The sequence below is a fragment of the Pedobacter sp. 01T416_2 genome, assembly GCF_056398925.1.
Genome location: NZ_JBFTQI010000080.1, coordinates 1 through 11,888, shown reverse-complemented (window position 1 = coordinate 11,888; position 11,888 = coordinate 1). Strand labels below are relative to the sequence as shown.

The following is an 11,888-nucleotide window of genomic DNA, read 5'->3' as shown; positions in this document are numbered from 1 at the left end:
TCTTTAAGGTATCCGCCCGGAATTTTATATTTTTTAAGGTGTTTATCCTGAAATGGCTCAAATTTTTCTGTCAAAGGATTATAAATACTGAAACCACTGCCAGATTTAATCCATAAATCTTTATCCGGCCCCTCGAATATGTTAAGAACATAATCATCGGGGATACTGGTACTATCCTTTATATTATGTTTAAATGCCTTGAATTCATGTCCATCATAGCGGTTGAGGCCGGCTTGGGTTCCAAACCACATAAACCCTTTATGATCTTTATATATGGCTTTTACCTGATTATCAGATAAGCCGTTAGCAATATCCAGATGAGAAAATTGGTATAAACTTTCTTGAGCAAAAAGAGAATTACACAGTAGGAATGTGCTTATTAAAATTAAAATCCGAAACATATATTCTACTCAATACAGAAGCATTATTACCTTCAAATAATTAATTTGAAATAAAATTTGGTTACAAAACGGCTGTTTAATATTGACATAACCAAGCTACGCTTATATTTTGATATTTTTTAATAAACAGGAAAATTGTAGGTAAGCAGAATGCATAAAGGTGCTTAAATCACTAACAATTAAATGGTCTAATATTCCCTGATCGATGCATAAACACCATAGGGTGTATTGCTTATACCATAAAAAGGACGTAAGGTATAAACATGCTTACCATCCTTCAATTGGAAAGATGTAGAATCAATTATGGATAGGTTTGTTAATAACTGCTCAGGTTTGCTCCTCAATGCGAGTTCGGTATCGGTATCGAAAGCCAACAATGTAGGACCGTAAAAAAAAGCAACTTTGTTCATGTCATCCCGCATGCGCTCGATTCTAAAGCGATAATCAAATACCAATTTAATCTGATCCTTGTTTCTCCAGACCCTATCCAGCCGCACAAAAGAATTTGGAACAGCAGTTTGGGATTGCAAGCGCCCATTCACATAAATCTTCAACTCATTTGCCCATGAGGGAACAAATAAGTTAACGGTTAGTCGGATATCCTTTTCAGTTGAAAAAGAAAACAAAACCTCCTTGTCCTTAGGAAAATTACCCGTTTGGTTAAGGGTAAGTTTTTTTTCACGCCAATTGAGCTGGGAAGGGATATATTGATTGATCCAAAGGCTTGATGAATCCCTGAAATAAATATTGGCATTAAGACCTGCAAATGCTTCTATTGCCGTTCCGTTACAACAACGAAAATCGTTTTCCTTTAAAAAAGCCTTTGTTCTTGGTGAACCAAGGGGAAGATGATAGACGCAAGTTCCATTCTGGTCATTCTGGGTAGGCAGTACCGCATTATAAAAAGCATTCATATAAGCATCGGCATACGTTGGTTTTCCTGTCCAGGTGAACAGTTCGGCGGTAAGCTTTTGGGTATTATGGGTAACGCATGATTCAGCAATCTCTTTCGTCATCGTGTTGCTCAAGTGCCCTGGCAGCCCCCAGTGCTCTGCAGAGAGCGAAGTTGGCGTAGTTACATTAGGGCGCGGACCACTACTTGATCCATTGACATAAGTATGGTCATGCTCAAGAATATTCCAAAAATTCAGTACCGCATCATGGTATGCCTGCTCACCGGTAAGCATATACCGTTGAGCAAAGCCATTAATCAAAACCAAATGGGTATTGGTATGCAGGTCGCTAAGAATGTCATGATTTTTGGAAAGCGGCTGCAGAAACCAATCTCTGTCAAATAGCTTTGCAAGCTCAAAATGCATTGGATTTTTTGTGATTTTATATAACTTGTACAATACCTCGTTCATTGCCCCAGGTTCATTTTCGGGGTTTGCCGCTACGGTATAAAGCATTCTTTCAATGGCTTGATTATCAAGCTTTGACATCCTTAATTTTACGTATCCTGCCATACCATTAACGATCTCCAGTGCCTTTTGGTTCCCAGTGCGTGTGTAAACATCTAAAAGCCCCTGCATCACTTTATGATAAGTATAATAAGGAGCCCAGACTCCAGTAAATTTTGTCTCCAGTTTCTCAAAATCAGATTCGGGAAACGCGCTGAGATATCCCCTGCCAAGGGCTTGCTGGCATTTGGCAAGCTCAATAACCATATATTCGAGCCTTTTGGAGAGAACGGGCTCATGATACCTTTCAATCAACATCGAGACAGCCGAAAGGTAGTGGCCAACAAAATGACCACGTAAGCCGATATTGGGACTTTCCCAACCCTCTAATGCCTTTGCCGTAGATGGAAGTCCGGCATTTATCCTAAAATTATGAAGCAATCGATCGGCATCCAGAGAACCGATATAAGTGGTATTTAAGGCTTCCCTTTCAAGGATCCAAGACGCATTTAATTTTACATCCTTTGCTTGGAAAGCGGTGAGCTTAGCCCTACTTTGGGCATTTGCCAGCGTAAAGTTTACCAAAAGAAAAAACAGGATGGTTAAACTTTTACCACTTAAATAGCTGTAGCCATGGGAATTATTCCTCCGCAAACTATCCTTAAACAAGTAACTTAAGGTTCTGCCAGCTATCGTTTCTCCTAATATTTGGTTCATAAAATTATCTACAGTCTATAATATTGGATAAACCTTATTTTTCTGTGGGAATAGAATTCGTTATGCGAAAAAAGTCAAAGTCGGCCGCGCCCCCTATATTTTTTGTAGCATAATTAAACAAAGCAAAACGATAACCCATGAAATGTGGAATGTCGTATTTCATCTTCAAAGGTCGCCCTATTGCTTTCCAAACTTTTCCATCAAGACTGTAAAAGAAATTGGCTTCATCTTTTCCATTAAGCTTGTAAAGATTATTAGCTTCATCGTTCTTGCCGGTAAAATCGCAATCGATTCTGAAGTAAATTTGGTCTTGATTCAATGGAATTCGCTGTACTTCGACAGGCTTATCATGATCAGTAGTGATCATTACGATCGATTTTTGACCCGCATCAATTTTAACGCCCACTGATCCATACTCTTTTTGGAAAGCTGAAAATCCGGCAAAATCGCCGTCTTTCATTTTGGAAACATTCAGGGCTACAGAAGCTGAGCTGGTTGGACCAATAGTGCGTTGTGTAAGTGTGTTTCTGGCCTGAAGAAAATCAGTGTCGATTCTTCCTGTTTTGAGGCGCAGGAATCCTTTTCTTTCAGTTACAGACCACAAGCTATTATCAGGGTTATGGTTCCATTGCCAAGCCAGCGGCAAAGCAGGCTCGCCTTTTTTACGGGTGAACTCATCAGAAGCCACAATACCTGGGATTAAACCTTTACTGGCCGGCAGGTCTAGCTGTTCGGGGACTTTACCGTTTTCTGCTAATACAGGCCAGCCATCTTCCCATTTGACAGGAACGAGATAAGGAACTCGGCCAACCGCAGCATAATCGCGGAAAAGATAAGAGAACCAACGTCCATCGGGAGTGTTGATCAGTCCGCCTTGAGCAATTCCTCTATCCTGTAAGCCAATTTTTCCTTCCCAAGGGCCGTTGATATGATCTGCCCTGTGTATAAGTACAGTTCGCATTCCACCGCGTGGTGCACAAATGTTAAATAAATAATATTTGCCTTTTACTTTAAATAATTGAGATCCTTCAGCTCCAAGCCCCACTTCTTTTCCTGTTGGTGTGCTGGCATTATCGATGAGAACCCGCTCCTTAACGCCTGGTTTAACACCTGTTAAATCCTCATTTAATTCAACAATTTTTAGTCTTTCTGCATCATAAATTAAATATACCTTGCCATCATCATCAAAAAACAAGGAATGGTCGTGATACGCTGGCTTAAAAGAAATTCGTTCCCAATTTCCTTTTTCTATATCTTTTGTTTTAAAAATATAGGTTTCACCTGTGGTGTATGCAAAAGTGGTTACATAATATATCCCTTTGTGATAGCGCAAACTACTTGCCCAGGAACCCTTGCTGTATGCGTTTTGACCGTTTGTTAAATTTAGCGCCGGCAGATCTGCCAAAGTATCATATGCATAATTGATAATTTTCCAATTAACAAGATCTGTCGATTTCATAATGGGCACACCTGGGCTCATGTGCATCGTTGTACTGCTCATGTAATAGTTATTGCCTACACGTACTATTGAAATATCTGGTACATCTGCATAAATAATGGGATTAGTGGCTTTTTGTGCGTATAAACATGGTACAATAAGGGTCACAATTAAGGCTATTATACATAACCTGTAAATCGCATTTTTTATATTTTCGTTTGGGTTTTTCATTCTTAACCGATTTTAATTGTAATTAGCATTAATAAACCTGCAATCGGAATTAACGAATGAATTTCCATTCATCAAACGAAAAGCCCTCTCCATTAAACACAAAATAGATATTCATTACTCCTTTATCTATTTTCAGGTCTATTTTCTTTGAAAGTGTAGTCCATTCCTTCTCATCACATATAAGGGAAACAAGAGGGGTACCTTTAAGATGATTTACATAAACATCAATTTTACCTTTTCCTTTCACCCTGGCTTCGAATTTGGCAGGAATCTGCTTGCTAAAATCGGCTCCCCGCACCATAATACATTGTTGATCTGCTTTTCCTTTAGCAACCATATTGCCTGGATTACCAACAGCTTCGAACTGAACTTGCCCCGAAGTGCCTGCAGTAGTTTCTGCTTGCTGAAGCACGAATGGATTTAGTGGATTAAGTTGTGATGGACCTTTAAAAGTTGCGTTGACCATGGGGATATTCACATTCTTTTCATCAACCTGTATTGGTTCGATACCCACATTACGAAAACCACCCTTGGTACCAAAATAATCCTGTAAATACATGGCATGGTAAGCAATATAATATTTCTCTTTAAACTTGAAAAGGTGAGTGTGGTTGTTTGTAAAAGGCCCCACTTTAACCTCGCCAGTATTCTTAAAGTAATTATCGCGATACTTCCAGCTCTCCGGACTTAAGGGTGTTTTACTGGTCATATAAGACATGTTGCATTTGGTTGGTTTGTCGATATTGCTATAAGGCCATTCTGTGCGTTCTTCCCAATTTGTATTATAGGTATAAACCCAGGTTCCGTTGATGAAATTAAGGTCGCTTGCCTCAAAAAAATAAGGGGCGGGTATTTTAGCAACATCGCTGACCAAACTGATCATATCTTTTCCTAACTTGACGATTCTAGCATTATCTGGCATATATTTCGTTTTAGGCGATCCGCCTCCAAAAGCAAGCCAGCCTGCACCCTGGTCATCAATCACAACTCCGGGATCGAATGGAGCATCAACATCCACACCGGGAACAGAACGGTCGACTATGTTTTTTCCCAATGGGTCTTTCCACGGGCCAACCGGAGAGGTGGAAGTAAGCATGGCTGTACCAATACCACTATTGGAGTAATACAGATAGAAGTGTGTCTTGCCGTCTGCTTCCTTTCTGGATGTAATGGAAGGCGCCCAGGAATTCTGACTCCATGGTGCCAGCTCGGCAGTATTGATGAGACCATGATAGGTCCAGTTAACCATATCATCGGAAGACATCATAACCAGCGTACGGATACGCTCGTATGAATTTTTCCCATCCTTTCCTACATGCTCATACTGTTGATGATCATTAGTGGCATACACATAAATTCTTCCATTGTATTCTACAGCTGTTGGATCGGCCGTAAACATAAAATCTAATAAAGGATTGGCATTATTGGAGGTAAGTTTTGGCGAAACATTTGCGAATTTTTCTTCCAGGTTTTCTTTAACCATTTTCGGTTTACCTGCATTCGTCTGAGCTTTTGCGAATTCTCTGCCTCCCAGAAAAGCTATAACAACGACTGTACCTAACAATACTTTTTTTCTAAACATGTTTTTTATTTTATTTAACGAATACCCGTTAAGGGTTAATTTTCAGTTGATTAATTATTCTTTAGGGAAGATCTTATTTATCGAATCTCCACCAGTTGAAATTGAACAGATCGCCTTGACTGCCTTTAAAAACAAAGTACATATCATGAACACCCTTTATCTTCTTTACTTTAATTGAAACGGTGGTCCAACTTTGCAAGCCTCCTGTGTTTTTAACTTCACAGGATCCCAATAGTTCTCCTTCGAGGCTATCCATATGTATTTCGATAAAACCACCTGATGCCGATGAAATATTTGCATGAAATATTCCTGCTCCGTTCTTAAAATCAACACTTCGGACTTTGATAAAATCGCCATTGTTGATTTCGGTTACATAAACTCCGGCGTTGTTGCTGCGTTCGGTTTCAATTCCCTGCTCCCAGGCTATAGTTTCTGCTTCTTGGCGGATGAATGGATTTAAATGTTCAACAGGTTTTACACCTTCGGTTGTTGGAGTTATCTGCGGAATGCTCCCATCCTTATTATACTGAAACTCATCTACACAAACGGAACGGGTAAAACCTCCACCACCTGGCAATGCAGCGTTATGATAGAACAAATACGATTTGCCTTTATAATCGATCACACCTGGATGATTGGTAAAAGCGCCTCCCTTGCCAATTACCTGCATAGTGGTATCCCGGTAAACCCATGGTCCGGTAGGACTTGTACTGGTTGAATATGCCAAATGTTCAGGCACACCTCCTGCGGCATAATGCATATAATACAGGTTTTTGCGTTTGTAAAACAATGGAGCTTCTTCGTATGCTGAAGGTCTTTTATCAACATCTTGATATCGTACATTAAAACCTTCTTTATTCAACGGCACTGTAACTACCTCGCCAGCGTAAGAAATCATATCCGGATTCAACTTTACGTATTTAAGATAAGGGTTCCCCCAATAGAGATATGCTTGACCATCGCCATCAATAAATACTGTGGGGTCGATATCTCCGTAACCGCTGTGAACCAGTGGTTTTCCAAGCGCATCTTTAAACGGACCTGTAGGACTATCAGAAACAGCCACCCCGATTGACATTCCCATCGTTTCATGGGTCATAGGTACGTACCAGTAAAACTTTCCATTCCTGGCAATGCATTGCCCAGCCCAGGCATCTTGCTTCGCCCAGATGAACGTTTTAACCGACAGGGGCGATCCGCGGTCTGTCCAGTTCACCATATCGGTAGATGTGAAACAGTGCCAGTTTTTCATCACAAACACAGTCGATTTATCTTCATCGTGCCCGGTGTATAGGTAAACGGTATCTTTGTATACCATCGGCGCCGGATCGGCTGTATAAATGGTTTGTATAATCGGGTTTTGAGCCTGTACGCTCACTGCAGCAAAAAGAGCTGTTACCTGTAAAACTATCTTTTTGATACTTATTGTCATTCTAAATGTCTGTGTATATATTATAATTGCAATTAATTTTAGAATTATTTAACGATATAGATCGGCAGTTGTCCTGGTRCTGCAAGAGAGGGTTTCGGCACAGGAGCATTTTTGCCATTGATCAGTAAATTATCGTAAAAAGGTGTACTGAGCTTTTTTCCGCCACCAGCAATCAGTCCTGCCATTCCTTGGGTGTACAAACTATCTGTCACTTGTAGTACCTGCTTTTCATCAACGAATGCGCTAATAACAGATCCTTCGAATTGGAGTTTCAGGTTATGCCATTGGCTATGGCTGATATTTGAAAGTTGGATTTCACCAAGCACCTTTTCTCCACCTTTGCTTTCATCGTTTTGTTTTTTGATAATTGCTTGTTGTTCAGCATCTCCGGTAAGTTCCTTTTTATCTTCTTTTCCCCTGGTTACAATTATGCTGCATTTGCCATTGTCTTCAAGCTGTAGGTAATAGCCTTTTGGAATAAATCCATACCCGGTACCAACGTGGTTAACCCTACCCATAAGCCCAGCATTATCGCCTGCATTTAAATAAACATCAGCACTTACTTCATAGTCCTTCCACTGCGCATCACCTAAAATACTGTAAGGCCGCCAATCTGGTCCCCAGGAGTTGGTTCCCTCTGGAACAACCTGGCGCAGGCACTTGCCTTTTTTATCCGGGCGTTCAGTGATTTCAAACGCATCGACAATATCAGCAGTATAACGTGGTAAATACCCCCATGCTTTAGGCGAGGAATATTGCTCAAATGTTTCATAATATGGAAAGGGGAAGGGCTTTGTATCGGGAATATTAGCAAAGCTTCCTTTTTGCTGCCCTCTAGTGGTGGAAAGAGAGTAAACTGAATTGGGCGCTAAGGTAAGTGTAAATGTGCCCTTTGTTGGTTTTATATCAGCTTGCTGTACAAAATGCTCTTTCTCGTTACTACGCCATACGCAAAGCTGTTTTAGAGACAGCCCCTCGCTGATCTGAAAACGGATTTGTTGTGGAGCTTTTGCGTTTTTTGTTTCGATAATGATGCTATAGTCCTTTTCAGGTGACTTTAAGGTTACTAAAGTTCCACCACCTTTAAGGTTAACACTACCCCCATTCAGGTATTGCCATCCAACTTTCGAGAATTGCCCATAATGTGCATAACCCCACAAAGCCTCGCGTACCTGGTAATGTCCGCTCCATGGCGACTGCGCCAGTACAGCAGCAGGATCTTCTGAATATGGCTCGATAGGGTAAACACCTGCAATATCATACCAATTCACGATCTTGGTAGCACCGCTTTGAATAAAGTTGCGGTTGAAACACTCCACAATACTGATCAGGCAATCGAAGCCTTTCTTATAAACATGATCCTCGGTGTTCCAGATAGGTTTATCAAGTTTCTGAGCCATTTCCTGAACTTGTTGGGAAGCGGTATCTCCTTCATAAAATGTGTGAGCACTGATAATATCTATGGAGTTGCGAAGCTGCTCATCTTTTAACAAGTCTTTTACGAAGTCTAGTTTGTCTTTCCACCAGAGATCAAACCCATGAAGCTTAATTTTTTCAAAGCCATTGGCATTAAGGGTAGAACGGAGTGTCTTCGCAAAATTGTAGTCAGATCCCTTTTCATTGCGGCAGCCGATGGCATCTAATTCAAGGCCATAAACTTTACGAAGTCCCTGAAGCCATTTAACGTAATAATCTGCTGCATCCTGCGACCAAAAATTTCCGTTCCCAACCCATCCGGGAGCGCTCCACGCGGTAGCATCGAGGCTAAGATCGGGATTGCGCTTTTTGGCTTCCTGTAAGATCCACCAGGTGTAGCCCCGGGCGTAATCAAGATCGTTACGCGTGTGCATATGACTCGGCATAGACCCCTGCGTTGAATTACCATCGCCGGGAATCTCAACAAGCAGTGCGCTTACGGAAGCTCCAAATTTTGGCTTATAAAGGAAGTCGAGAATCTGACTGCGTTGGGGTTCGGGATAATCCTTCAACAGTACCGATGTAGCGCCTCCCCCATTTACCACACCAATTCCATCGAAACGCTTTCCCCCCGCATTGCCCTGTAATTTCACCGTCTGGACAGCATCATGATGCATGATTTGTTGTGCATTAGATTTAAAGAAAAATAAAAGAAGAATTAGCGGTAGTAAATTAAAAATTGCTTTCATGAATCGGTGTGTGTTAAAATAAATGAGGCCATGGATGGGCGTTGCATTAGCTGGCACACGCGACATGCATGCGCCAACTCGGGATTAGTTTGTGCAATTGCTAATCTAAAAGCAGTAAATATGTACAAAATGAGCAGATTGAAAATTTAAGTTTCATGTATTTATCTTTTATAATGCATTAAATTTTTGCTCGCACAAAAGCACTGTATAGCTATTTAACCGGTGTAAATTTGTACAGCGTTACTCCATGCGCCGGAACCTTCACCGAAAGCGCCTCTTTGTCCGCATGGATTGTTGCAATATCTTTCTGACGCCAAAGATCACGCACCATTTGCTTTCCTGAAATACCAAGCTTTTTCAGCTCCCTGTAAGAGATATCTACCTTCTCCAGGCCGAAATTGCAAAAGCCTACTGCACGACTCCCGTCCTCCAATTCTTTTGCATAAATACGCAGATCTCCGATAGTCTGAACACAGGTAGCCTGTTTGCCAAGCGCATCCTGATTAACAGCAATTACTTCATCGTTTGTCAATAAATTCAGGGTAAAGGCGTCCAGCTTTTCCATATCGCAACCAATTAGGAGCGGAGTAGAGAAAAGGCTCCAAAGGCTCACATGAAGATACTGCTCGTCTGGTCTAAGCAAGCTCGGATGAAGGTTACCCCAGCCTACATGTCCTACAACCAGCATATCCGCATCGTTCCAGTTACCTGGTTTAGCCCAGGCTGCAGACTGATCCTGCGCTAATGCAATGCCTTTAACGTTAGACCAGTTGTCTGTTATATCATTTGTTGTACGCCAGCTGTTTCCACCTACCGAATCGCCCCATTTCCAAACATCCGACATTCCGTACTGACACAAGCTGAAAACAATGTCGCGGGGTTGCTGACGGATATAATCTCCCATTATTTTGTATGGTTTTACGGCCGTAGACAATTGATAACCTCCATTGTAAGATATGGAGACTACTTTGTTTGGGTCGTTATCAGGTATTCCATTTAGCACTCCTCCATAGCTGCACCAATCGTATTTCAGATAATCGAAACCCCATTTGGCATAAGTTTCGGCATCTTGCTTTTCATAGCCATAACTACCTGCACCGCCATCACAGGTCCAGGGACCAGGACTGGAATAGATGCCGATCTTCAAACCGAGACCATGCACATAGCCTGTCAGGGCTTTCATATCTCCAAACCTTTTATTAGGAACTATATTACCAGCCTCGTCCCGCAGCTTACCTTGCAGGTCGGGATCTTTCGAATCGCGGTTATTTTGCCAGTACCCGTCAATATTTACATAATCCCATCCRTAATTTATAAGTCCGCTTTTCACCATTGCTTCCGCAGCGCGCTTAACTTTATCACCAGAAACTTCTCCAGCGAAACAATTCCAACTATTCCAACCCATTGGCGGGGTAAGTGCAATTTTATCTCCACAGATAATGCGTAAACTTTTTTCGGCTATGCCTTTCGCATTCTTTGCGTTCAATTGAACAGCGTAAGTGCCGGCTTTTACAAGCTTACCGGTGATAAGACCTGTTTTTTGATCCAGGTTTAATCCCTGAGGCAAGCCGGTAACCACAAAGGTCATTGGCCGGTCTCCGGTGGCAGGTATCCTGAACTGAAACGGAGAGCCTGGGCGGACACCGAAAACGCTTGCGCTATTAATCTTCGGTTTTGCCGATGGCTTAGGGGTAAGAATGTAGGGCTCACTTGGGATAGGATAAAAAGTAGCAAAAGTTGATACGCCAACCGCCTCAAATTTTGCATCTGCCCAGTCTGCATGGTTGTTGTGTCCTATCTCTGTTACCCGCAACTCAAGTTTTTTCACACCCGAAAGTTTCACATTACATGGCCGGGCAGTATCGCCCAAATGCATTACACCGCTCGACCAAAGCTTCGCGCCATCGCCGAATACAATAAACTCTACGGCGGGATAATTGCCTTTCACCTCATCATCAATGCCAACCTGCGCGGTAAATGAATTTGCCTTGCCCCCGAGCTGAATAAAAAGAGAGCTTTCTGCATGTGTACCAAAGCCACGCYCAAAGGTTTTGCCTGCGATGGTCATGATGTTGCCATCAACCGACCTGTTTTTTTTAGGTATGCCCCAGCCCTGTGTAGTTGGGCTGAGATCCAATTGATCTAACCAAACAGTTTGTGCGGAAAGCGTACTTATATTTATTAAGTTGAAGATAATAGCGGAGACAAGCGTAAAAATGCTTTTACTTGCTGTATTCATTTTTAATTTATAATTGATAGGATGCATAAATGGTTTTTATAATCGGGTTTTGAGTCTGCACCCTCGCTACAGCAAAAAGCGCTGTTACCTGCAATACTTTCTTTCTTGATATTCATTATTGATCTAATTTGTGTGTGTATATATAATTGCAATTAGTTTTAAGTTTAAATTCATGGTTTCAGTGAGAYTACCTATATGTAGTAAGAAGTGTATCATAAATATAGATTTGTCATCCTGAGCTTGTTGAAGGACCTATTTAAATACACTTTAAGGTGTTTCGACA

7 protein-coding genes and 1 pseudogene are annotated in these 11,888 nt (G+C 41.5%); all 8 read right to left on the bottom strand.

The features are described 5' to 3' along the window. Positions 1–251, bottom strand: a 251-nt coding sequence (locus AC1DPQ_RS05500; RefSeq protein ID WP_477608312.1) for a hypothetical protein, incomplete at its 3' end; no start/stop codon positions are given. Positions 252–263: 12 nt separating this feature from the next. Further along, positions 264–401, bottom strand: a pseudogene (locus AC1DPQ_RS05495) (hypothetical protein); the annotation flags it as partial. Positions 402–589: 188 nt separating this feature from the next. After that, a complete protein-coding gene (locus AC1DPQ_RS05490) occupies positions 590–2,518 on the bottom strand; it encodes a beta-L-arabinofuranosidase domain-containing protein (protein WP_477583182.1) in 1,929 nt (642 codons plus the stop codon). Positions 2,519–2,552: 34 nt separating this feature from the next. Continuing rightward, positions 2,553–4,187 carry a glycoside hydrolase family 43 protein gene (locus AC1DPQ_RS05485; protein ID WP_477608310.1) on the bottom strand — a complete coding sequence of 545 codons (1,635 nt, stop codon included), beginning with the start codon at positions 4,185–4,187 and terminating at the stop codon, positions 2,553–2,555. A 49-nt stretch (positions 4,188–4,236) separates the two neighbouring features. Continuing rightward, entirely contained in the window at positions 4,237–5,769 is a 1,533-nt protein-coding gene (locus AC1DPQ_RS05480) for a glycoside hydrolase family 43 protein (protein ID WP_477608308.1), read from the bottom strand. A 73-nt stretch (positions 5,770–5,842) separates the two neighbouring features. Next, entirely contained in the window at positions 5,843–7,201 is a 1,359-nt protein-coding gene (locus AC1DPQ_RS05475) for a glycoside hydrolase family 43 protein (RefSeq protein WP_477583178.1), read from the bottom strand. Positions 7,202–7,245: 44 nt separating this feature from the next. Next, positions 7,246–9,366: a 3-keto-alpha-glucoside-1,2-lyase-like domain-containing protein gene (locus AC1DPQ_RS05470; protein ID WP_477608306.1), complete on the bottom strand. Its 2,121-nt coding sequence runs from the start codon at positions 9,364–9,366 to the stop codon at positions 7,246–7,248. A 211-nt stretch (positions 9,367–9,577) separates the two neighbouring features. Beyond that, entirely contained in the window at positions 9,578–11,605 is a 2,028-nt protein-coding gene (locus tag AC1DPQ_RS05465; RefSeq protein ID WP_477608304.1) for an NPCBM/NEW2 domain-containing protein, read from the bottom strand. Between the last annotated feature and the right edge of the window lie 283 nt (positions 11,606–11,888).

Excerpts from the sequence above, each read along its gene's own strand:
- AC1DPQ_RS05490 (WP_477583182.1), bottom strand. The coding sequence starts at position 2,518 with ATGAACCAAATATTAGGAGAAACGATAGCTGGCAGAACCTTAAGTTAC.
- AC1DPQ_RS05485 (WP_477608310.1), bottom strand. The coding sequence starts at position 4,187 with ATGAAAAACCCAAACGAAAATATAAAAAATGCGATTTACAGGTTATGT.
- AC1DPQ_RS05480 (WP_477608308.1), bottom strand. The coding sequence starts at position 5,769 with ATGTTTAGAAAAAAAGTATTGTTAGGTACAGTCGTTGTTATAGCTTTT.
- AC1DPQ_RS05475 (WP_477583178.1), bottom strand. The coding sequence starts at position 7,201 with ATGACAATAAGTATCAAAAAGATAGTTTTACAGGTAACAGCTCTTTTT.